This is a genomic window from Nonomuraea sp. CA-218870, from assembly GCF_050936535.1.
Lineage (GTDB): Bacteria > Actinomycetota > Actinomycetes > Streptosporangiales > Streptosporangiaceae > Nonomuraea > Nonomuraea corallina.
On sequence record NZ_JBNJMN010000003.1, the window covers coordinates 86,742 to 110,088 of the forward strand.

The window sequence follows — 23,347 nt, forward strand, 5'->3', positions numbered from 1 at the left end:
ATGAAGGGGATCCTGCTGGCAGGAGGGCGCGGCACGCGGCTCCTCCCGGCGACGCTGGCCGTCTCCAAGCAGCTGCTGCCCGTCAACGACAGGCCGCTGATCTACTTCCCGCTGTCGGTGCTCATGCTGGCCGGGATCCGGGACATCCTGCTGATCTCCACGCCGGAGGACCTGCCGCAGATCCGCCGGCTCTTCGGCGACGGCTCCCGGCTGGGCCTGCGCCTGACGTACACCGAGCAGGCCGAGCCGAACGGGATCGCCGAGGCCCTCCTGCTCGGCGCCGACCACGCCGCCGGCGGCCCCGTCGCGCTCATCCTGGGCGACAACGTCTTCCACGGCCCCGGCTTCCAGGAGGTGCTGCGCGCGGAGTGCCGCGCCGTCGACGGCTGCGTCCTGTTCGGCCACCCCGTGCCCGACCCGGGCAGGTACGGGATCGCCGAGACCGACGCCGCCGGCCGGCTGATCGGCATCGAGGAGAAACCCGCCGAGCCCCGGTCCGACCGGGCCGTCGTCGGCCTGTACCTCTACGACGGCGACGCCGTCGACATCGCCAAGAACGTCACGCCGTCGGCGCGCGGCGAGCTGGAGATCACCGACGTCAACCGCGCCTACCTGGAACGGGGGAAGGCGAAGCTGGTCGACCTCGGCCACGGCTCCGCCTGGCTCGACGCCGGCACCCCCGCCACGTTGCTCCGGGCCGGCCAGTACGTCCAGCTGCTGGAACGCCGGCAGGGAGTCCGCATCGCGTGCCTTGAGGAGATAGCGCTCCGCATGGGCTACATCGACGCCGAGGCCTGCCACCGGCTCGGCGTCGAACTGGAGAAGTCGAGCTACGGCCGGTACGTCATCTCGGTGGCCGAGCGGTTCATGGACAGTGAGAGGGAGACCGATCGATGAGTGTGACGACGTTGTTCCCGGACAGATCCCCCGCCGACGGCGGCGTGGTGACAGGAGTGTACCGCTATGCGGCCCGCAAGGGCGCGATCGAGGCCGTCGAGCCGGCCGCGGCCGATCTCGGGCTGAGCGTCCGCGAGGTGCGCGACGCCGTGGCGAGCCTCGTGGAGAGCCGCCTGCTCAGGGTCGACGACAGCGAGGGCCGCCGGTTCGTGCCGGTCGACCCGGAACTGGCCGCCGCCTCCCTCGTGTCCTCGGTGGAACGGGAGATCTACCTGCGCCGCGAGCTGATCGACCAGATCCGCGAGCGCATGGGGGTGTTCCGGTCGGAGTACGCCGGCGCCGGCCACGGCTCGGCGGCCAGCGCCGTGGAGTATCTGGTGGGGGCCATGGAGGTGCGCGGCTTCCTGAAGACGGCCGGCGACGCCTGCCGCGACGAGGTGCTGGCGATGCAGGCCGGGTGCGGCGACGTCGAGGACATGTCGCAGACGTACCTGGCGCTCCTGGCCAGAGGGGTGACGGTGCGCATCATCTGCCAGCACCGCAACCGAGCCGACGTCTCCACCCGGATGCTGCTCAAGCGGCTGACGGACGCCGGGGCCGCCGTCTTCACCGTCAGCCACGTCCCCAGGTCGGCGGTCGTGTTCGACCGGGCGCTGGTCGTCATGTTCGGCGTGGACGGCGACGGCGAGGCCAGCGTGGCCCGCGTGCGCAACCACGGCATCGCCCAGTTCCTGCTGGACCTCTTCAACCACCTGTGGGAGACCGCCACCCCGCTGGAGGGCGTCGAGGTCGGCTACGCCAACGTGGCCGACGACCTCCAGCAGGCCATCGCCGCGCTGATGGCCAAGGGCTACACCGACGAGGTCGTGGCCAGGAAGCTCGGCATGTCGGTGCGGAGCTGCCGCCGGCACATCGCCACGCTCATGCGGGACCTGGACGCGACCAGCAGGTTCCAGGCCGGCGTGCAGGCCGCCCGGCGGTATCTCGGCGCCGCCGGGTGACGTCCCGCCCGCCGCGTTCCCGTGCCGGGACGCGGCGAGCGGGCGCGTCGCTACCCGCGGGGCCCGCTCGCCGTCATGACCACGCCGGCGAGGGCGCGGGCCCGCTCCAGGACGAGTTCGAGGCCCAGGACGAGGTCCTCGGCGGGCATCCGGGAGTCGAGGCAGATCCGTACGGAGCTGTTGGCGTCCTCGGCGTCCAGGCCGATGGCCGTCAGGACGTGGGAGGGCTCCTGGGAGCCGGAGTTGCACGCCGAGCCGGTCGACAGCGCCACCGAGCGCAGGCTCGACACCAGGCTCTCGCCGCGCACGCCGGGCAGCACGACGTTCAGCACGTGCGGCACGCGGCCGTCCGGCCCGCCGTCGGGACCGCCGTTCAGGTCACCGTCCGGACCGCCGTCCGGGGCGCCGTTCACGCGGACACCGGGGAAGCCGGTCATGAGCAGGTCCAGCGCCGTCGCGCGCAGCTCGCGCACCCGCCGCCAGGCGTCGGCCATCCCGGCCGCCGCCAGCTCGCACGCCTTGCCCATGCCCACCACGAGATGGGTCGGGATCGTCCCGCTGCGCAGCGCGTACTGCCCGCCGCCGAACAGCACGGGCCGCAGCCTGCGCCGGATCTCCGGCCGGACGTACAGCGCGCCGACGCCCTTGGGGCCGCGGAGCTTGTGCCCCGACATCGCCATGGTGTCGACCCCGGCCTCCCGCACGTCGATCGGGATCCGGCCGGCCGCCTGGGCGCCGTCCACGTGCAACAGGGCGCCGGCGTCGTGGCAGAGCGCGGCCATCCGCCGGACGGGCTGGATCGTGCCGATCTCGCTGTTGACCCAGCAGGCGGTGGCCACCCGGGAGAACGGGTCGAGCAGCCCGGCCAGGTGAGCGAGGTCGATCCGGCCGTCCCGGCCCACCCGCATCGCCCTGACGGCCAGGCCGCGACCGGCCAGCGCGCGGCCGATCGACAGCGAGGACTTGTGGTCGGTGGGGCAGATCGCGGCGTTGACGGGGGCCCGCTCCTCGTGGCCGAACATGCCGAGCAGCGCGAGGTTGTTGCTCTCGGTCGCGCCGGAGGTGAACACGAGGTCCTCGGGGTCCGCGCCGATCAGCCGGGCCACCGACTCGGTGGCGGCGTCCACCGCCCTGCGGGCGCGCTTGCCCAGCAGGTGCGGGGAGGACGGGTTGCCGAAGTCCTCCCGCAGGAAGGGCAGCATCGCGTCGACCACCTCGTCGTCGACGCGGGTCGTGGCGCAGTTGTCCAAGTAGATGATCTTCACGGTGATCAGCTCCTGAACGTGTGGACCGAGACGAGGTTGCCGTAGATCTCGTCCTCGGTCATCTCGCCGCTGCCGCCCGGGTCGGCGATGACCACCCGCATGCCGCGCAGGCCGTACAGGCTCAGCGCGATCTCCACCCCGGTCCGGACCGGCATCAGGCACTCTCCCGGCGCGAAGATCAGGATCGTGCGGTGGCCCGCCCGGTGCACCTCGGCGATCATCTCGGTGATCTCGCCGGCGCAGCCGGTGACGCCGCAGCTGATCAGCGTGCGGTAGTTGCCGTCGGCGTCGAGGAAGGCCACCTCGGTGTCCCGGCCCGGCTGGTCGGGCCCGGCGGGCTCGTCGGCGCCGAGGAACCGCTTCTCCAGCAGGCCCTGCTTGACGAACTTGTCGGCCGCCTTCTGGAACCGGTACTTCAGCCAGGTCTCGGGGAAGGCGAGCGGATGCTTGCGGCTCGGCAGCACGAGGTCCGCGGACAGGCCCGCCTCCGCCAGGTCGTCCCGGTACGCGGCCGGCAGCTCGGTGAGCCCTTCGAAGAACTCCGCGCGCAGCTCGCTCGCCGGCCGGCCGGTCCTCGGCACGTACTGCCAGTCGTTGATCAGCAGCAGCAGCCGGGCTCCCACGCCCGACTCCACGTACGGCCTGGCCAGGTCCAGCGACAGGCGCCAGGTGTAACGGGGGAAGATCCCCACGCGGCCGGTGACGCGCCGGCGCATGGTCTCGTCATGCTGCTCCTCGATGACGCCGGGCACGAGGCGGCCCGTGGCGTCGTCCTCGAAGAGCATGAAGTGGCCGCCCATGATGACGGGCTCGCCGAGGTCCGCCGCGGCCAGTTCCCGGCTGATCGTCTCGCGGAGCTCCTGCTCTGATGCCACGAGCCGGTGAGTCTTGGTCACCCGGTCGCTGAGAACGTTACCCATGGTTTCTACACTCCGAGTTCCTGGTGGATCATGATTCGGGGTCGGCGGCACTGGGGCGTACCGGGGCCAGCAGGCCGGCCAGGACGGCCAGCGGCGTGGGCTCGGCCAGCGCGCGCGGCGTCAGGCCCTCCCAGCCGCGTTCGCGGAGGCGGGCCAGCACCTCGGGGGCGCGCAGGACACGGCCGCCCGCGAGGACGTAACCGTCCGACGGGTCGACCCCGGCGAGACCGTGCACCTGGCACACCGCCCCGGTCAGCGCCTGTACGGCGGGTCCGGCCGCCGCGGCGGGGACGGCCGGACCCGCCGCGGGCGTGCCCGCGGGATCGAAGCCGGCCAGCTCCGCCACCTGGCTGACCCGCAGGTCGGCGGCCGGGTCGTCATGCGCCAGCAGCAGCGCCTCGTGGCCGCGCAGGAACGCCTCCATGGCGGCGGCGTCCATGACGGAGGAGGCCGCCTGGAGCCCGAGCACGACCGCGTCCCGCCACTCGTCGATCCGCAGGTAGGTGTCGGCGCCGTAGTGCGCCCACGCCTCCGGCGCCCGGTTCCAGGCGAACGTGGTGCGCCTGCCCCCGCAGGCCAGGGTGCGCTGGTTGAGGAAGTTGACCTCCGAGCCCAGCCGCACCGGCTCCCCCCGCCGGGAGCCCTCGCGGGCCACCAGCTCCACGACCTCGTCGTAGGGCACGTACGCGTGCCGGGCGGCCTGCTCGTTCTCGTCGGCCACCCGCCGTACCAGCTCGCTGAACGGCGGATCGTCGGAGCAGCCGACCCGCATCAGCATCGGGGAGAACATGCAGGTGAGCACGTCCTGGAAGGGGTGCGACCCGCGGTTGCCGGCGAACGCGAGCTGACCGACCGCGCCCTGGCCGGTGTAGGCGGCCAGCAGGGCGGTGTGGGCGGCCAGGTGCACCGCCGAAGGCCACACCTTGAGCCTGGCGGCGATCCGCCGACCGGCGTCCAGCAGCGACGGCGAGGTCAGCGTCGCGTGCCTGGCCTCCTCGGGCGGCGCCGCCCGCCGCCGGGCGGCGAACGGGTCGGCGGGCAGCAGCGCGATCTGCTTCTCCCAGTACGCCAGCGCGTCGGCGGCCAGCCCGGCGGCCTCCGCGGTCGCCTCCCAGCGGGCCAGGTCGGCGGGCTGGTGCCGCACCGGCCCCAGCGAGGCGGGCCGGCGGGAGGCGACGCCCTCCGCCTGCGTCCACAGCTCCTGTTCGATCCGCTCCAGCGTCCACATGTCGACGGCCAGATGGTTGAAGACCAGGACGACCTGCTTCGGGACGCCGCCCGAGGTGATGACGCAGGCGCGGATCGGCCACTCGGCGGCCAGGTCGAACGGCCTGGCGCTCAGCTCCTCGACCACCTCGGCGGGGCTCGGGGTGCCGTCCCGCTCCACGCTCGCCTGGGCGATCGGCCAGGGGCCGGGGGCGTGCACCCGCTGCCGCGGACCGCCGTCGGCGGGGAAGGTCGTACGCAGCGCCTCGTGGCGGCGGGTCAGCGAGATGAGGATCGCGCGGCAGCCTGCGACCGTGAGGCCGGCGGGCATGGGGAAGCGCATCAGGATGTGCGACTCGTGCTGGTGCCGGGGCGGCAGCTGGTGGATCCTCAGCCACATGTAGCGATGCCCCCAGCAGAGGTTCGCGGACTTCACAGCGGACAATTGGGGCCTCCACCGCCGCGTAAATGAGGACAGGCCGACAAGATTGAGAATTGGCCGCCGCGACGCCGATGACAACCCGTTCCCGCTGGCCGGAACAGGCCGCCACTACCTGCCAGTGGCGGGCGGGGGCGGCGCCTTGACCGGGGCCGCCGGGGCCGCCGAGAATTATCGTGAGCAGACTTTCTTGGTGAGGTCCCGGATGACGAGTTTTGAAATACCTCACGAGTTCCTGAATATTTTGCGGTCGCATTTGCCGTTCGTGGACTCCGGGGTGCTGTCGGCCCTGGACGACCTGGCCGGCCTCGGTCTCGACTCGATGGGCGTGGTCCGGCTGATCGTGGACCTGGAGGACGCCTACGGCGTGCAGGTGCCCGACGAGATCCTCGACGAGAAGACGTTCGCCACCGTGGCCTCGCTGTGGGCGGCCCTGTCACCGCTGATGCCCCGCCGCTGACGACGCGCGGCCGGTGATGCGCGGTCGCCGGGCCCCCGGTTCATTTCTCGCGCAGGGTGCCCGCGACCGCCCGCCGGTCCACCTTGCCGTTGGCGTTGAGCGGCAGCTCCTCCAGCACCGTGACCGACCGCGGCACCATGTATCCCGGCAGCACGCCGGTGAGCGCCTTGGCCACGGCCACCCCCTCAAGCCCGTGCCCCGTGCAGGCGGCCTCCAGCGCCGGCTCGCCGTCCGGCCCCGGCAGAGCGAGGACGACCGCCTCGTGCACGCCCGGCTGGGCGCGCAGCGCCGCCTCGATCTCGCCGAGCTCCACCCGGTGGCCGGAGATCTTCACCTGCTGGTCCAGCCGGCCGAGGTGCACCAGCAGGCCGTCCCGCCAGGCGACCCGGTCGCCGGTCCGGTACCAGGACTCCGCGGTCACCGGCTCGCCGTCGCGGGCCCGTACCCCGTCGAACGAGGTGAACCGGCCGGCGTCGTCGGCCGGGTCGGCGTAGCCGGGGAAGCGCTGCACCCCGCGCAGGCACAGCTCGCCCTCGTCCGAGGGCCGCCCTTCGCCGTCGAGCACCAGGTGCTCGACGGCCGGGTACGGCAGGCCGATGGGCACGGTGCCGTTGGCCGTGCGCGGCCAGTCGGCCGGGTCGGCGGGCAACCGGTACTGCGTGCAGCTGATGGTGACCTCGGTCGGGCCGTACAGGTTCTCCAGCACGCTTCCCGGCGCGGCGGTCCGCCAGGCGGCGGCCTGGCGCAGTGACAGCGGCTCCCCGCAGAACAGGCTCCAGCGCAGCGACGGCATGGCGTCCGGCGTCAGCCGGCGCAGCCGCATGGCCAGCGAGACCACCGAGGGCACCGAGAACCAGTGGGTCAGCCGCTCCCTGTTCACGAACGCGACCGGCTTGAGCAGGTCGTACGTGCCGGGCACGACCAGCGTCGCGCCGCTTCCCCAGGTGGCGAACATGTCGAAGACCGACAGGTCGAAGGTCAGGTCGAAGGTCTGGGAGACCCGGCAGCCGGGGCCCAGGCCGTAACGGGGGATCACATGGCCGAGGTAGGCGTCGACGCTGCGGTGCCGTACCGGCACGCCCTTGGGGACGCCGGTCGAGCCCGAGGTGAACAGCACGTACGCCGGATCGTCCGGATCGCCCCCGGCCGGGGGCACGGAACCGGAGGCGTGGCCGGCGTCCACGGCCAGCACCGGGGCCGGCAGGCCGGGCGGCGGGCGGAGGGACGCGTCGGCCAGCACCACGTCGAGACCCGCGGCGGTGGCGACGGCGAGGTTGCGGGCGTCCGGCACGGCCGGGTTCAGCGGCACCGCGGTCGCGCCGAGCCGTTGGATCGCCAGGTAGCCGGCGAACGCCAGCGGGCCGCGCGCCGCGTACAGGCCCGCCCTGGCGGGGGGACCGCCGCAGGCGCGGGCCAGCTCCGCCGCCAGGCGCGCGGACAGCGAGTCCAGCTCGGCGTAGGTGAGGCGGTCGCCGCCGGCCTCGAGCGCGATCCGGTCGCCGTACCGGGCGGCGGAGTCGGCGAACCACTGGTGGAGGGTGCGTGCCACGGGTCTCTCCGATCGTCGGTTCAGCTCGCGCGCACCGTACGCTCGGGCAGCTCGCGGGGGAACAGCGCCTCCGGGAGGTCCCGGACGTGCCCGTTCCACAGGTCCTTCAGCACCCGCTGGGGGTCGGTGACCGCGAGCTGCAGGCCGAGCGCCAGCGTCCGCATGATGTCGATCATCGCCTCGGGCGGCAGGACGTCGGGGTCGGCCAGCATCAGCACCCGGGTCTCGCCGTCGTCCACCTCCACGCGCACCCGGAAGGCCTGCCCGTAGCTCTGGGCCAGCGGCGTCCACGCCAGCGTCGCCGGGGTCTGGTCGGCCGGGTCGGCGGGGCGCCGGTCCACCCGTACGTAGTTGAACCAGGCCCGGAACAGGTGGTTGACCCAGCAGTCGTGCCCGGGGTCCTCACCGGCCAGCGCGGCCGTCACGGCGACCCGGTCGAGGTCGTAGCAGGAGTGGCGGTAGGCCTTGGCGCCCGCCCAGTGCAGGCGCTTGATGTGCTCGGCGAGCGTGGCGCCGGGGTCCACGGCGGTGACGAAGGGGATGAGCTGATTCATCGTGCCGATGTTGTGCTGGTCCTCCTGGGCGAACCGGTTGGACGACATCAGGCTCATCGTGACCCGGCCGGTGTCCAGGCGCCGGGCCAGGCCGGCGGCGACGAACGCCATGATCACGGCCGGCGGGGTGACGCCGTGCGCCTGGCCGGCGAGCGCCGCCAGGCCGCCCAGGCGGCGCGAGGTCAGTGTCAGCTCCAGCCGTTCCTTCTCTGCGTGCGCGGGCAGCGTCGGCAGCCGGTCCATGAGGCCGCCGGCGAGCACGTCGCGCCAGTAGCGCTCGGACGCCGCCTGCCTGGGCTGCCAGGACTCGGCCCGCTGCCGCCGCGCCAGCTCGCGCGGGGTGAAGCCGGTCTCGATCGCGGCGCCCTGGCCCGCCACCAGAGCCTTGAACTGGTCCTGGAGGTGATGGATGGACCACACGTCCACGATCAGGTGCGAGAAGGTCAGGCTCAGGTACATGGGCGCGCCCCTGTAGGTGACCAGCAGGGCCCGCCAGTTCAGGTCGTCGGTCATCGGGAACGGGATCGTCAGCCGCTCCCGTTTGACCCGTTCGTGCTCGGTGGGGTCGGCGACCTGGCGGTCCGCCCGCTCGACGGGCAGCCGCACCTCCTCGTGGACGCGCTGGAACGGCACGCCGTCACGCGTCCCGTACGTGGTGCGCAGCGTCTCGTGCAGCTGGACGAGCCGCTCCAGCGCCTGGTCGACCCGCGCCTCGGACAGGCCGCGCAGGTCCCAGGTTGACGCCAGGTTCGCCTCGTGACCCCAGCCCGGTGGATAACGTTCGATCTCGCGCCAGCTGAAGAGCTGGCCATGACTCAGGGGCTCCTCGGCCGACATGTGGGTCTCCTCGAACCGGCTTTCTCCGCCTGTTATTCATCGCGGACGGGAAGCGTCCGGGTCAAGGCCGGAAAGGCCGGGCCCGATGGCAAGTATGGGCGGCAACAATGTGCCAGCAACAAGCCATGGGCCGGACGAGAAGTCCCGCCTTAAAGTCGGCATAACTAAGCGACGCCCGCATTCGGACAAACGAAAAATCGTCGGCCGGCGGGTGGTCATGCACGGTCTTTCCGGATCGAGCGGCGGCTTTCGGATGCCAGAGGCTTGGGGTGGCGAATTGATGGGTGACGAGTCGATGGGGCCGGTGGCCTCCGGCGGTCCGGACGCGATCGCCGTCGTCGGCATGGCCTGCCGCCTGCCCGGAGCAGCCGATCCCGGGGCGTTCTGGCGACTGCTCCGCGAGGGCGTGGACGCGGTCACCGAGGCGCCGCAGGACCGGTGGCCCGAGGCGACGGAGTACCGCCGGGGCGGCTTCCTCCAGGACGTCCACGGGTTCGACGCGGCCTTCTTCGGCATCTCGCCCAACGAGGCCGCGGCGATGGACCCGCACCAGCGGCTGGTGCTCGAACTCGCCTGGGAGTCGCTGGAGAGCTCCCGCACCGCCCCCGACGGGCTGCGCGGCGGCTCGGCCGGCGTGTTCCTGGGCGCGATCTCGAACGACCACTCCGCGCTGCTCGCGCGGGCCGGCGCCGAACCCGGCAGGCACACCTACACCGGCACGAACCGGGCCATGATCGCCAACCGGGTCTCCTACTTCCTCGGCCTGCGCGGCCCCAGCCTCACCCTCGACGCGGGACAGTCGTCCTCGCTCGTCGCGGTGCATCTGGCGTGCGAGAGCCTGCGCCGGGGCGAGACCGCGCTGGCGCTGGCCGGGGGCGTGAACCTCAACCTGAGCGGCGAGACCACCGACGCCATCGGCAGCTTCGGCGCCCTGTCACCCGACGGCCGCTGTCACGTCTTCGACAGCCGCGCCAACGGGTACGTGCGCGGCGAGGGCGGGGCCGTGGTCGTGCTGAAGCGGCTCGCGGACGCCCTGGCCGAGGGCGACACCGTCCATGCCGTGATCCTCGGCGGCGCCGTCAACAACGACGGCGGCGGCGAAGGGCTGACCGTGCCCAGCGGGCGGGCGCAGGAGGAGGCCATCAGGCTGGCCTGCGCGCACGCCGGCGTGGCGCCGGGCGACGTGGGCTACGTCGAACTGCACGGCACCGGCACCAGGGTGGGCGATCCGGTGGAGGCCGCCGCGCTCGGGGCGGCGTACGGAACGGCCAGGCCGGACGGCGACCCGCTGCCGGTCGGCTCCGTCAAGACCAACATCGGCCATCTGGAGGGCGCGGCCGGCATCGCCGGGCTGCTGAAGGTGGTGCTCGCCATCAAGCACCGCGAGCTGCCCGCCAGCCTGCACTTCGCGTCGCCGCCGCCGGAGATCCCGCTGACGGATCTGCGCCTGCGCGTGGTACGGGAGACCGCCCCCTGGGCCGCGGCCGAGCGGCTCGTGGCGGGAGTGAGCTCGTTCGGCATGGGCGGCACCAACTGCCACCTCCTGCTCGCCGAGCTTCCCGTGACCGGGCGGCCCGCCGCGGACCCGTACGCCGCGGACGCTCCGGGCCTGGAGGACCAGCCTTGGGTGGTCTCCGCGCGGAGCCCGGAGGCGCTGCGCGAGATGGCGGCCCGGCTCGCGGACGTCGCGGCGGAACCGGGAGCGGAACCGGCCGGCATCGCGGCCGGCCTGCTGCGGAGCCGGGCGGCCTTCGAGCATCGCGCGGTGGTGCTGGGCGCGGACGTGGCGGCCAGGCTGTCCGGGCTGCGGGCGCTGGCCGGCGGCCGGCCGCACGACGACGTCGTCCTCGGACAGGCCACCGGCGGGCGGCGCGGGTTCGTCTTCCCCGGTCAGGGGTCGCAGTGGCCGGGGATGGCCCGCGAACTGCTGGCCTCGTCGCCGGTGTTCGCCGCCCGCGCCGCCGAGTGCGCGGACGCCCTCGCGCCGCACACCGGCTACTCCCTGATCGACGTGCTCGGTGAGCGGCCCGGCGCGCCCGGCCTCGACCGGGTGGACGTGGTCCAGCCCGCGCTCTGGGCGGTCATGGTCGCGCTCGCCGAGGTGTGGCGCTCCCACGGCGTCGAGCCCGACCTGGTCGTCGGCCACTCCCAGGGCGAGATCGCCGCAGCGACCGTCATCGGCGCGCTCACCCTGTCCGACGCGGCCCGGGTCGTGGCGCTGCGCAGCCGCGCCATCGCCGGCATGGCGGGCCGGGGCGGCATGCTGTCGGTGGCGGCGCCTCTGGACGTGGTCGAGCGGGCGATCGGCCCGCTGGCGGAGCAGCTGTCGGTGGCGGCGGTCAACGGGCCGGGCTCGGTCGTGGTCGCCGGGCCGCGCGAGCCGCTGACGGAGCTGGCCGGGCGGCTGACCGGTCACCGCGCCAAACTCATCCAGGTCGACTACGCCTCCCACACCGCCGAGGTCGAGCAGGTACGCGACGAGGTGCTCGCCGCGCTGGCCCCGATCCGCCCGGTGAGCGCCGCGACCGTGTTCGTCTCCACGCTCACCGGCGAGCCGATGGACACCGCCGGGCTCGACGCCGACTACTGGTACCGCAGCCTGCGCAGGCCGGTCCGGTTCGCGCAGGCGATCCGGGCGGCGATCGGGACGGGCTGCGACCTGTTCGTGGAGTGCAGCCCGCACCCGGTCCTGGCCGCGGCCGTCGAGGAGACCGGCGAGGAGGCCGGGCACGAGGTCGCGGTGGTCGGCACGCTGCGCCGCGGCGAGGGCGGGCCCGACAGGGTGCTGCGCTCGCTGGCCCGCGCGTACGCCGCCGGCGCCCCGGTCGAGTGGCCGGCCGTCCGCGAGATCCCGCGGGCCCGCATGGCGGACCTGCCGACGTACCCCTTCCAGCGGCGGCCGTACCCGCCCACGCCCGCCGTCCCGCACGCGGCTCGGCCCTTCCCGACCGGGACGGAGGCCACCCCGTCCGCTTCCGGGGACGCGCCGGACCCGGACGGCCTCCGGCAGACGCGGACCCTCGACGAGGTGCGGGAACTGGTGTTGGGCACCGCCGCCCGGCTGCTCGGCCACGAGGACGCCACCGCCATCGAGCCCGCCCGCACCTTCAAGGACCTCGGCTTCGAGTCGGCGACCTCCCTCGAACTGCGCGACCGGCTCCGCGCGGCGACCGGGCTCAAGCTCCCGACCGGGCTGCTGTTCGCCCAGCCGACGCCCGCCCGCCTCGCCGATCACCTGTACGCCCTGCTCACCGCCTCGGAGAGCAACCCGTCAGCCTCGGTCGCGCCGCGACCCGCGCGGGCGGAGCAGGACGACCCGATCGCGGTGATCGGGATGGGCTGCCGGTACCCCGGCGGGGTGGCCTCGCCGGAGGACCTGTGGCGGCTCGCCGCCGGAGGCGCCGACGCGATCGGGGAGTTCCCCGCCAACCGGGGCTGGGACCTGGACGCGCTCTTCGCCGCCGGCCCCGACCGTTCGGGCACCAGCGACACCCGGTACGGCGGCTTCCTGTACGACGCGGACCGGTTCGACGCGGCGTTCTTCGGCATCAGCCCGCGCGAGGCGGCGGCCATGGACCCGCAGCAGCGGCTGCTGCTGGAGATCTGCTGGGAGGCGCTGGAACGGGCCGGGATCGACCCGGCCGGCCTGCGCGGCTCCGGCACCGGCGTGTTCATGGGCGCGATGGCTCCCGAGTACGGCCCCCGACTGCACCGGACCGCCGGCCTGGCCGACGGCCACCTGCTGACGGGCACCGCGCTCAGCGTCGTCTCCGGGCGCGTCTCCTACACCTTCGGGCTGGAGGGCCCGGCGCTCACCACCGACACCGCCTGCTCGTCCTCGCTGGTCTCCATCGTGCTGGCGGTGCAGGCGCTGCGGCGCGGCGAGTGCTCGCTGGCGCTGGCCGGCGGCGCGACCGTGATGTCCAGCCCCGGGATGTTCGTGGAGTTCAGCAGGCAGGGCGGGCTGGCCGCCGACGGGCGCTGCAAGGCGTTCTCGGCCGCGGCCGACGGCACCGGCTGGGCGGAGGGCGCGGGGGTGCTGCTGCTGGAGCGGCTCTCCGACGCGCGCCGGCTGGGCCACCCGGTCCGCGCCCTGATCCGCGGCGGCGCCGTGAACCAGGACGGCGCCTCCAACGGGCTGACCGCGCCGAGCGGTCCGGCCCAGGAGCGGGTGATCCGGGCGGCACTGGCCGACGCGAGGCTCGACGCCCGCGACGTGGACGTGGTGGAGGCGCACGGCACCGGGACGACGCTGGGCGACCCGATCGAGGCGCAGGCGTTGCTGGCGACGTACGGGCGTGGGCGTGCCGACGACCGGCCGGTGTGGCTGGGGTCGCTGAAGTCGAACATCGGTCACACGCAGGCGGCCGCCGGGGTGGCCGGTGTGATCAAGATGGTCAAGGCGCTGGAGCTGCGCACGCTCCCGCCGACCCTGCACGCCGACGAGCCGACGCCGCACGTGGACTGGGAGTCCGGCGGCGTGCGGCTGCTGACCGGGGCGGTGGAACTGCCGGGTGAGCGTCCGCTGCGCGCCGGGGTCTCCTCCTTCGGGGTCAGCGGGACGAACGCGCACGTGATCCTGGAGGGCGCGCCGGCGACGCCGGCCGGCAGTCCGCTGGTACGGGTGCCGGACGTCAGTGATGGCCCGCCGGAGCCCGTGTCGGCAGCCGGTGACGGTCCGCTGGTGTGGCCGGTGTCGGCCAGGTCGGCGGAGTCGCTGCGGGCGCAGGCGGCGCGGTTGCTCGCGTACGCGGAAGGCGTCGCCGATCAGGACCTGGCGGGCGCGGGACGGACGTTGGCCCGGCGCGCGAGCTTCGGGCATCGCGCCGTGGTGGTGGCGGGGGACCGGCGGGAGCTGCTGGCGGGGCTGGCCGCGCTGGCGGAAGGCGGGTCCAGCGCCTCGGTGGTGAGCGGGGTCGCCGCTCCCGGGGTCCGGCCGGTGTTCGTGTTCCCCGGTCAGGGTTCGCAGTGGGCGGGCATGGCCGTGGACCTGCTGGACGCCGACGAGAGGTTCCGGGCCGCCCTGCTGCGCTGCGAGGAGGCGCTGCGCCCGCACACCGGCTGGTCGGTCGAGGACGTGCTGCGCGGCGCCGACGGCGCGCCCGCGCTGGAGGGGTCGGACGTGATCCAGCCCGCCCTGTTCGCGGTCATGGTGTCCCTGGCGGAGGTCTGGCGTTCGCTCGGCGTCCGGCCGGCCGCGGTGCTCGGCCACTCCCAGGGCGAGATCACGGCCGCGTGCGTGGCGGGAGCGCTCTCCCTGGAGGACGCGGCCAGGATCGTGGTCCTGCGCAGCCGGGCGCTGACCCGGCTCGGCGACCGCGGCGGCATGCTCGCCCTGCCCGTCGACGCGGAGCAGGCGGCGCGGATGCTGGAGCCGTGGACCGGCAGGCTCTGGCTCGCCATCCACAGCGGGCCCGACAGCTCGGTCGTGGCGGGCGACGCCGACGCGCTGGAGGAGTTCACCGCCGCTCACGGCGACGCCGTACGGATCCGCAGGGTCGCGATCGGCTACGCCGCCCACACCCCGCACATCGACGACCTGCGCGAGGAGCTGCTGAAGACGCTCGACGGCATCCGACCCCGGCAGGCCGAGGTCGCGTTCTGCTCGTCGCTGGAGGGCGGCACGATCGACCCGGCCAGGCTGACCGCCGACTACTGGTTCACGAGCCTGCGGCGACCGGTGCTGTTCCGGCAGGCGGTGGAGTCACTGGCCGGCTCGGGCACCCCGGTGTTCGTCGAGGTCAGCCCGCACCCGGTGCTGACCGGGCACGTCGAGGACACCCTCGCCGCCGTCACGGGCTCTCAGGGGCCTGCCGCCGGTGGGGCGACGGGCACGCTGCGGCGGGGCGACGGCGGCGCGGAACGCCTGCTGAGGTCCGCCGCCCAGGCCTGGACGCTCGGCGCGGACGTGGACTGGCCGGCGGCGCTCGGCCCGGCGACGAGCCACTACGACGGGCTCCCGACCTACCCCTTCGAGAAGACCAGGCACTGGTTGGACGCCGAGCCGGTCGCCGCCGGCGGCGGGCTGGCCCCCTCTCACCACCCGCTGCTCGGCGCCAGCGTGCCGCTCGCCGCCGACGACGGGTTCCTGCTGGCCGGGCAGCTGTCCCTGGCCACCGCGCCATGGCTGGGCGACCACGCCGTGGACGGCGCGGTCCTGCTGCCCGGCACCGCCTTCGTGGAGCTCGCGCTGGAGGCGGCGGCCACGGCCGGCTGCGACGAGGTCGAGGACCTGACCCTGGAGGCCCCGCTGTTCCTGCCGGGAACGGGAGCCGTGCACGTGCAGATCGCGGTCGGCGGGCCGGACGAGCAGGGCCGCCGCACCGTGGCCGTCCACAGCCGGGCGGCCGGCGACGCCGAGGCCGGCTGGACCCGGCACGCGACCGGCCTGCTCGGCCCCGGCGCCGCAGCGCCTTCCGCCGGGCCGATCGCCTGGCCGCCGGACGCAGCACCCGTGGACCTGGAGGACCTGTACGGACGGCTGGCCGAGCGCGGCTACGATTACGGCCCCGCGTTCCAGGGGCTGACGGCCGCCTGGCGCGCGGACGGTCACGCGTTCGCCGAGGTGACCCTGCCCGAGCCGGTGAACGGCGACGCCGGACGCTTCACCCTGCACCCCGCGCTGCTGGACGCCGCGCTGCACCTCATCGTGCTGGACAGCGTCGTGCTGGACGCGGCGGGCGATCCCGGGCTGCTGCTGCCGTTCTCCTGGAACGGGGTCCGGGTGACGGCGACCGGCGCGCGGACTCTGCGGGTGCGGATCGGCGACTCGGGCGACGACCGCGTCTCGCTGACGATCTTCGACGGCGCCGGCCAGTGGATCGGCGGCACGGACACGCTGGTCCTGCGCCGGATGCCCAGGAACGCCCGCGCCGCAGATCCCACCGGTCTCGCCGCCCACGTCGTCGAGTGGGTGGAACCGGCCGTGGCCGGGACACCGGAGGCGCGCTGGGCGCTGGCCGGCTCCGACGAGCTGACCGACGAGATCGGCGCCGAACTGGCGGCGGCCGGGATCGACCCGCCCCGCTACTACGACCTCGCCTCACTGGCCGAGATGAGCGCGGCCGGCGTCCCCGACCTGGTCATCGCCCCCTGCCACGCCGACCCCGACGACCTGCCGTACTCCGCGCACGACGCGGTGGGGCAGGCACTCGACCTCGTGCAGGGCTGGCTCGGCGACGAGCGGTTCGCCGGTTCGCGGCTGGTCTGCCTCACCCGGGGCGACGACCCGGCGAGCGCCGCGGTGCGCGGCCTGGTACGGGCGGCGCAGAGCGAGCAGCCGGGCCGGTTCGTGCTGGCGGAGGTGGCCGAGGGGTTCTCCGGCTGGAACCTGCTGGCCGCGGCCGTGGCCGCCGGTGAGACCGAACTCACCGGACGGGACGGCGCCGTGCTCGTCCCGCGCCTGGCCCGTCGCCAGGTCGAGGAAGCGGCACTCGCTGCTCCGCCGGGTGCGGTGCTGGTGACCGGCGGGACGGGTGGGCTGGGGGCGCTGGTGGCGCGGCGGTTGGTGGAGCGGCATGGGGTGCGGGATCTGGTGCTGGTGTCGCGGCGTGGTCCGGCGGCTGGGGGTGCTGGTGCTCTGGTGGCGGGGCTGGAGGCGGCGGGTGCTTCGGTGCGGGTGGTGGCCTGTGATGTGGCCGATCGGGCGGCGGTGGCCGACCTGCTCGGGTCGGTGGGTCCGCTGGCGGGGGTGGTGCATGCGGCCGGTGTGCTGGATGACGGTCTGGTGGAGGGGTTGACGCCGGAGCGGGTGGCGGGGGTGTTGGGGCCGAAGGCGGATGCGGCGTGGTTCCTGCATGAGCTGACGGTGTCTTCTCCTCCGGGGTTCTTCGTGTTGTTCTCCTCGCTGGCGGGGGTGCTGGGCAATGCGGGTCAGGGGGCGTACGCGGCGGCGAACGCGTTCCTGGACGGGCTGGCGGTCTCGCGGCGGGCTTCTGGGTTGCCGGCGGTGTCGGTGGCGTGGGGGTTGTGGGATGTGGAGTCGGCGATGACGGGCGCGTTGGGCGCGGCCGACCGGGCTCGGCTCGCGCGGGCAGGGATCGCCCCGCTGGGGGTGGAGGAAGGGCTGGCGTTGTTCGACGCGGCTCTGGCCGGTGGGGTCGATCCGGTGGTGGTGGCGGCGCGCTGGGATCTGGCGGGTCTGCGGGCGAGGGCGGAGGACGACGGGCTGCCGAGCGTCCTGCGCGGACTCGTTCGGGTGCCGCGCCGCGCCGCCGACACGAGCGGTCAGGCGAGCGCCCGGGCGGCGGCCGGACCCGCCGAGCTGACCGAGCGCCTGGCCGCGCTGGGCCAGGCCGGCGCGCTCACCCACCTCACCGAGCTGGTCCGCTCGCACGTCGCCGCCGTCCTCGCGTACGGCAGCGCGGACTCGATCGACGTCGACCGGGCTTTCAACGAGCTCGGCTTCGACTCCCTGACGGCCGTCGAGCTGCGCAACCGGCTCACCACGGCCACCGGGCTGCGGCTGCCGTCCACGCTGGTCTTCGACCATCCCACGGTCCGTTCGCTCGCCGAGTACCTGTTCCGCACGCTGGCCCCCGAGACGCCCTCCGCGGAGGACGCCCTGCGGACGGCGGTGGACCAGGCCGAAACCATGATGCTGGCCGCCAACGGCGAGGCCGACACCGTGCGGGACCGGCTCGTGGCCATCCTGCAGAGCGCCCTCGCCAGGATCGGCGCCGGCTCGGACGACCCGCTGACCGCCGTGCCCGCCGGGTCCAACGGCGCCGCCGAGGAGATCGTCTCCGCCTCCGACGAGGAGATCTTCGCCTTGATCGACAACCGAACGATGACATCTCCGCTGAGGTCGCCACAGGAAGGGCCTGGCCATGGCGAATGAGGACAAGCTCCGCGCGTATCTGAAGAAGGTCACGGTCGAGCTGGCGGAGACGCGTCAGCGGTTGGCCGAGGATCAGGGTCGCAGGCATGAGCCGGTGGCGATCGTGGGGATGGCGTGTCGTTTTCCGGGTGGGGTGTCGGGTCCTGAGGAGTTGTGGGATCTGGTGGCGTCCGGTGGGGATGCGATCGGTGAGTTCCCGGGTGATCGGGGGTGGGATCTGGAGGGGTTGTTCGATCCGGATCCTGAGGCTGTGGGGAAGTCGTACACGCGGCATGGGGGGTTCGTGTACGAGGCGGGGGAGTTCGACGCTGGGTTCTTCGGGATGAGTCCGCGTACGGCTCTGGCGACGGATCCGCAGCATCGGTTGTTCCTGGAGTCGTGCTGGGAGGCGTTGGAGCGGGCCGGGATCGATCCGGGTGAGCTGCGGGGCAGCCGCACCGGCGTCTACGCGGGCAACATGTTCAACGACTACTCCTCCCGCTACGTGCACGGCGCGGTCCCCCCGGAACTCGAAGGACTGCTGCTCTCCGCGAGCACCCCCAGCGTGCTGTCCGGGCGGGTCTCCTACACCCTGGGGCTGGAGGGCCCCTCGATCACGGTGGACACCGCCTGCTCCTCCTCCCTCGTCGCGCTGCACCTGGCGGTGCAGGCCCTGCGGCAGGGGGAGTGCGGGATCGCCCTCGCGGGCGGGGTCACCCTGCTGGCCTCACCCGACGCCTTCGTCGAGTTCTCGCGCCAGCGCGCGCTGTCCCCCGACGGCCGGTGCAAGCCGTTCTCCTCCACCGCCGACGGCGCGGCGTGGGCCGAGGGCGCCGGGGTGCTCGTGCTGGAACGGCTGTCGGAAGCGCGGCGCAACGGCCGCCGCGTCCTCGCCGTGGTGCGCGGCTCCGCCATCAACCAGGACGGCGCCTCGAACGGGCAGACGGCCCCGAGCGGTCCGGCCCAGGAACGGGTGATCCGGGCGGCACTGGCGGACGCGTCGCTGGACACCCGCGACGTGGACGTGGTGGAGGCGCACGGCACCGGGACGACGCTGGGCGACCCGATCGAGGCGCAGGCGCTGCTGGCCACGTACGGGCGGGGACGCGACGCCGATCGGCCCGTCTGGCTGGGGTCGCTCAAGTCGAACATCGGCCACACGCAGGCGGCCGCGGGAGTGGCCGGCGTCATCAAGATGGTGCAGGCCCTGCGGAACGGCACCATGCCCCGTACCCTCCACGTCGAGGAGCCCACCCCGCACGCCGACTGGTCAGCGGGCGGCGTGCGGCTGCTCACCGAGGCCCGCGACTGGCCGCGCGGCGAGTGCCCCCGCAGGGCGGGCGTCTCCTCCTTCGGCATCAGCGGCACCAACGCGCACGCCATCATCGAGGAGTACGTCCCCGAGCCCGCGCCCGAGCCCTCGCCCGAGCGCGACCACCGCGAGCGCGTCCTCACCGGCCCGCTCGCCTGGGCCGTCAGCGGCCACACCGCCCAGGGCGTGCGCGCCCAGGCCGAACGGCTGCACCGGCACGTCACGACGCGGGAGCGCACCGACCCCGCCGACGTCGCCCACTCCCTGATCGCCACCCGGGCCACGCACCCGCACCGCGCCGTCGTGCTCGGCCGCGACCGCGAGACCCTGGTCGCCAACCTCGGCGGCTACCTGCGCGGGCAGCCCGTGGACGAGGTGGTCACCGGCGTGGCGGACGAGCTCACCCGTACGGCCTTCCTGTTCACCGGGCAGGGCGGGCAGCGGCCCGGCATGGGACGGGAGCTGGCCGCCGCCTCACCGGTGTTCGCGGCGGCACTTGACGAGGCGCTCGCCGCCCTCGACCCCCACCTCGACCGGCCGCTGCGCGAGGTGATGTGGGCGGAGCCGGGCACGCGGGAAGCCGCCCTGCTCGACGAGACCGCTTACACCCAGCCGGCCCTGTTCGCCTTCCAGGTCGCCGCCTTCCGGCTGCTGAAGTCGCTCGGGCTCGGTCCCGCGTACGTCGCCGGTCACTCCGTCGGCGAGTTCGCCGCCGCGCACGTCGCCGGAATCTGGTCGCTGCCGGACGCCGCCCGCCTGATCGCCGCCCGGGGGCGGCTCATGCAGGGACTCCGCGAACCCGGCGCCATGATCGCGATCGCCGCCGCCCAGGAGGAGGTCAGGCTCACCCTGGCCGGGCTCGACGACCGGGCGGGCATCGCCGCCGTCAACGGCCCGGACAGCGTGGTGATCTCCGGCGACGAGCAGACCTGCCTCACGGTCGCCGGCCACTGGCGTGAGCGCGGCCGGCGCGTCCGGCGGCTGACCGTCAGCCACGCCTTCCACTCCCCGCTGATGGAACCCGTGATCGACAAGTTCGCCGCGGAACTGGAGTCGGTGACGTTCGCCGAGCCCGGCATCGCGGGTGTGACCGGCCTCACCGGCCTCCTCGACACGCCGTGGACCGACCCTGAGTACTGGCTGCGCCAGATCAGGCTGCCCGTCATGTTCCAGCCCATGATCGCCCGGCTGGAGGCGCAGGGGGTCCGCCTCTTCCTGGAGGTCGGGCCGCGGGCCGTGCTCGCCGGTCTGGCGCACGACTGCGTCACCGGAGAGGACGTCTCGATCCTCTCCCTGCACCGGCGCGACCGCGCCGAGCCGGACGCGCTGGCCGCCTGCCTGGCCGGCGCGTGGGCCGCCGGAGCCTCCGTCGACTGGCCGGCGCTGCTGCCCGGCGGGAACCCGGTGGACCTGCCGACCTACGCCTTCGAACGCGAGCGCTACTGGCTCGGCCCGCCCGCCCGCGTCGCCGACCTGTCCGCCGCCGGCCTGCGCGAGGTCGCCCACCCCCTGCTCGAAGCCGAGGTCGACGTCGCCGGGGACGGACCGGTCGTGCTCACCGGCGGCCTGTCGGTCCACGCCATGCCCTGGCTGGCCGACCACGTCGTGGCGGGCACGGTGCTGCTGCCCGGCACGGCCCTGGCCGACCTCGTCATGGAAGCCGCCGCGAGAACCGGCGCCGACCTGGTCGAGGAGCTGATGTTCGAAGCCCCGCTGGTGCTTCCGCTGGACGGCGCGATCACCGTCCAGGTCGTCGTGGACCCACCGGACCCCTCCGGCGCCAGGGCGGTGCGCGTGCACTCGCGGCCGACCGGCGCCGACGACGCCTGGACCCGGCATGCCTCGGGTGTGCTGGCGGGGGGCGTCGTGGGTTCGGGGGTGTGCGAGTGGGCGCGGGTGTGGCCGCCGGTGGACGCGGTGGCGGTGGATGTGGAGGGGGGTTATGGGCGGCTGGCGGGTCTGGGTTACGAGTACGGTCCGGCGTTCCAGGGGCTGCGGCGGTTGTGGCGTCGTGGTGAGGAGCTGTTCGCCGAGGTGGCGGCACCGGACGGTGTGGACGTGACCGGCTTCGGCCTGCACCCCGCCCTGTTCGACGCCGTGTTCCACCCGCTGCTCGTCACCGGCTCCGCCGACGAGCTGCGCCTGCCCTTCGAACTGCGCGGCCTGCGCCTGCACGAGGCGGGAGCGACCATGCTGCGGGTCCGCCTGGCCAGGACCGGCGCCGACGGGTGCGCCATCGAGGCGGCCGGTCCGTCGGGGCGTCCGGTGTTCTGCCTGGACTCCCTGCGGGCGCGCCCGGTGCCGGTCGAGTCGCTCGCCCCGGCCGCGTCGGGGACGCCGCTGTACGGGGTGGAGTGGGTCGAGGTGGCTGCTTCGGGGCGGGGTGGCGAGGAGCCGGTGGTGGTGTGGTGTGTGGGTGGGGCGGGGGATGTGCCGGCGGTGGTGCGTGGGTTGACGTCGCGGGTGCTGGGTGCGGTGGCGGGGGCGGGTTCTGCGCCGGTGGTGTTCGCGACGGTGGCGGGGGATGTGGCGGCTTCGGCGGTGTGGGGGTTGGTGCGGTCGGCGCAGAGTGAGCAGCCGGGGCGGTTCGTGCTGGCTGAGGTGCCGGAGGGGTTCGCCGGTTGGGATGTGGTGGTGGGTTCGGGGGAGTCGCAGGTGCGGGTGGTGGATGGGCGGGTGTATGCGCCGCGTCTGGTCCGTCGTGCGGCATCGGTCGACCAGGGTTCCGTCTCGCAGGCGCCAGGTACGGACTCGTCCACGGTGTCGGGTGCGGTGCTGGTGACTGGTGGGACCGGTGGGCTGGGGGCGCTGGTGGCGCGGCGGTTGGTGGAGCGGCATGGGGTGCGGGATCTGGTGCTGGTGTCGCGGCGTGGCCTGGCGGCTGGGGGTGCTGGTGCTCTGGTGGCGGGGCTGGAGCAGGGGGGTGCTCGGGTGCGGGTGGTGGCGTGTGATGTGGCCGATCGGGGGGCGGTGGCGGATCTGGTGGGGTCGGTGGGTCCGTTGGCCGGGGTGGTGCATGCGGCCGGTGTGCTGGATGACGGTCTGGTGGAGGGGTTGACGCCGGAGCGGGTGGCGGGGGTGTTGGGGCCGAAGGCGGATGCGGCGTGGTTCCTGCATGAGCTGACCGCGTCGACGGGGCTGGGCTTTTTCGTGTTGTTCTCCTCGTTGGCGGGGGTGCTGGGCAATGCGGGTCAGGGGGCGTACGCGGCGGCGAACGCGTTCCTGGACGGGCTGGCGGTCTCGCGGCGGGCTTCTGGGTTGCCGGCGGTGTCGGTGGCGTGGGGGTTGTGGGATGTGGAGTCGGCGATGACGGGCGCGTTGGGCGCGGCCGACCGGGCGCGGCTCGCGAGGGCAGGGATCGCCCCGCTGGGGGTGGAGGAAGGGCTGGCGTTGTTCGACGCGGCTCTGGCCGGTGGGGTCGATCCGGTGGTGGTGGCGGCGCGCTGGGATCTGGCGGGTCTGCGGGCCAGGGCGGAGGACGACGGGCTGCCGGGGATGTTGCGCGGACTCGTACGCGCGCCTCGCCGGGCGGCGGGCAACGGGGCCGCAGGGGCTGGTTCGCTGGTGGCCCGGCTGACGGAGCTGGGCAGGGACGAGGCGTTGCGGTTGCTCACCGACACCGTCCGCGACCACGTCGCCGCCGTGCTGGCCCATGGGAGCGCGGACAAGGTGGGCATCGACCGGGCGTTCAACCAGCTCGGGTTCGACTCGCTGACGGCCGTCGAGCTGCGCAACCGGCTCAACGCCGACACCGGGCTGCGGCTGCCCGCGACCCTCGTCTTCGACCACCCGACGGTGCGGGTGCTGGCGGAGCACCTGTTCGAGGCGCTGGCTCCCGCGCAGCCCTCGCCCGAGGACATGCTGCGCGGAGTCCTGGAGCGCGTGGGGTCGATGCTCGTCGGCGTCGAGGACGACGGCGAGAACATCCGCGGTCGGCTCGTCGCCGTGCTGAAGAGCGGACTGGCTCGCTTCGGCACCGAACCGGACGGTTCCGGCCGGCCCGACACCGTGGTGGACAAGATCGACGACGCGTCCGATGAGGAGATCTTCGCCCTCATCGACAACGACCTGTGACGTATGACTCCCGTG

10 protein-coding genes are annotated in these 23,347 nt (G+C 74.1%); 5 read left to right on the top strand and 5 right to left on the bottom strand.

The annotated features are described in order from the left end of the window. A complete protein-coding gene (rfbA, locus tag ACQEUU_RS35575) occupies positions 1-897 on the top strand; it encodes a glucose-1-phosphate thymidylyltransferase RfbA (RefSeq protein WP_433074733.1) in 897 nt (298 codons plus the stop codon). Continuing rightward, positions 894-1,898 (top strand): hypothetical protein, encoded by a 1,005-nt coding sequence (locus ACQEUU_RS35580; protein WP_433074736.1) that lies wholly within the window; start codon positions 894-896, stop codon positions 1,896-1,898. Before rfbA ends, ACQEUU_RS35580 begins: the two co-directional genes overlap by 4 nt. Before the next feature lie 50 nt (positions 1,899-1,948). Here ACQEUU_RS35580 and ACQEUU_RS35585 read toward each other — a convergent pair whose 3' ends face one another. From ACQEUU_RS35585 to ACQEUU_RS35595, 3 genes are read right to left on the bottom strand one after another with little or no spacing between them, the layout of a single operon-like run. Beyond that, positions 1,949-3,163 (bottom strand): cysteine desulfurase family protein, encoded by a 1,215-nt coding sequence (locus ACQEUU_RS35585; RefSeq protein ID WP_433074739.1) that lies wholly within the window; start codon positions 3,161-3,163, stop codon positions 1,949-1,951. Between the two features lie 5 nt (positions 3,164-3,168). Next, positions 3,169-4,083: an LPD16 domain-containing protein gene (locus tag ACQEUU_RS35590; protein WP_433074742.1), complete on the bottom strand. Its 915-nt coding sequence runs from the start codon at positions 4,081-4,083 to the stop codon at positions 3,169-3,171. A 28-nt stretch (positions 4,084-4,111) separates the two neighbouring features. Continuing rightward, complete coding sequence (locus ACQEUU_RS35595; RefSeq protein ID WP_433075452.1) at positions 4,112-5,725, bottom strand: condensation domain-containing protein; 1,614 nt, start codon at positions 5,723-5,725, stop codon at positions 4,112-4,114. Between the two features lie 268 nt (positions 5,726-5,993). On the opposite strand from ACQEUU_RS35595, the gene ACQEUU_RS35600 reads away from it, so the two are divergent. Next, positions 5,994-6,188: a phosphopantetheine-binding protein gene (locus ACQEUU_RS35600; protein WP_433075455.1), complete on the top strand. Its 195-nt coding sequence runs from the start codon at positions 5,994-5,996 to the stop codon at positions 6,186-6,188. 40 nt (positions 6,189-6,228) lie between these two features. On the opposite strand, the gene ACQEUU_RS35605 is transcribed toward ACQEUU_RS35600, so the two are convergent. Both ACQEUU_RS35605 and ACQEUU_RS35610 read right to left on the bottom strand, forming a co-directional pair. After that, on the bottom strand, positions 6,229-7,737 hold the full coding sequence (locus ACQEUU_RS35605) for an amino acid adenylation domain-containing protein (protein WP_433074745.1): 1,509 nt from the start codon (positions 7,735-7,737) through the stop codon (positions 6,229-6,231). 20 nt (positions 7,738-7,757) lie between these two features. Then, positions 7,758-9,128, bottom strand: a complete 1,371-nt coding sequence (locus tag ACQEUU_RS35610) for a condensation domain-containing protein (RefSeq protein ID WP_433074748.1) — start codon at positions 9,126-9,128, stop codon at positions 7,758-7,760. A gap of 280 nt (positions 9,129-9,408) precedes the next feature. On the opposite strand from ACQEUU_RS35610, the gene ACQEUU_RS35615 reads away from it, so the two are divergent. Both ACQEUU_RS35615 and ACQEUU_RS35620 read left to right on the top strand, forming a co-directional pair. Then, positions 9,409-17,967 carry an SDR family NAD(P)-dependent oxidoreductase gene (locus ACQEUU_RS35615; RefSeq protein ID WP_433074751.1) on the top strand — a complete coding sequence of 2,853 codons (8,559 nt, stop codon included), beginning with the start codon at positions 9,409-9,411 and terminating at the stop codon, positions 17,965-17,967. Beyond that, complete coding sequence (locus ACQEUU_RS35620) at positions 17,957-23,332, top strand: SDR family NAD(P)-dependent oxidoreductase (RefSeq protein WP_433074754.1); 5,376 nt, start codon at positions 17,957-17,959, stop codon at positions 23,330-23,332. Before ACQEUU_RS35615 ends, ACQEUU_RS35620 begins: the two co-directional genes overlap by 11 nt. Positions 23,333-23,347: the final 15 nt, after the last annotated feature.

Bases quoted from the DNA above. Each gene is read 5' to 3' on its own strand.
- ACQEUU_RS35590 (WP_433074742.1), bottom strand. From the start codon at position 4,083: ATGGGTAACGTTCTCAGCGACCGGGTGACCAAGACTCACCGGCTCGTG.
- ACQEUU_RS35580 (WP_433074736.1), top strand. From the start codon at position 894: ATGAGTGTGACGACGTTGTTCCCGGACAGATCCCCCGCCGACGGCGGC.
- ACQEUU_RS35615 (WP_433074751.1), top strand. From the start codon at position 9,409: ATGGGTGACGAGTCGATGGGGCCGGTGGCCTCCGGCGGTCCGGACGCG.
- ACQEUU_RS35610 (WP_433074748.1), bottom strand. From the start codon at position 9,128: ATGTCGGCCGAGGAGCCCCTGAGTCATGGCCAGCTCTTCAGCTGGCGC.
- rfbA (WP_433074733.1), top strand. From the start codon at position 1: ATGAAGGGGATCCTGCTGGCAGGAGGGCGCGGCACGCGGCTCCTCCCG.
- ACQEUU_RS35620 (WP_433074754.1), top strand. From the start codon at position 17,957: ATGGCGAATGAGGACAAGCTCCGCGCGTATCTGAAGAAGGTCACGGTC.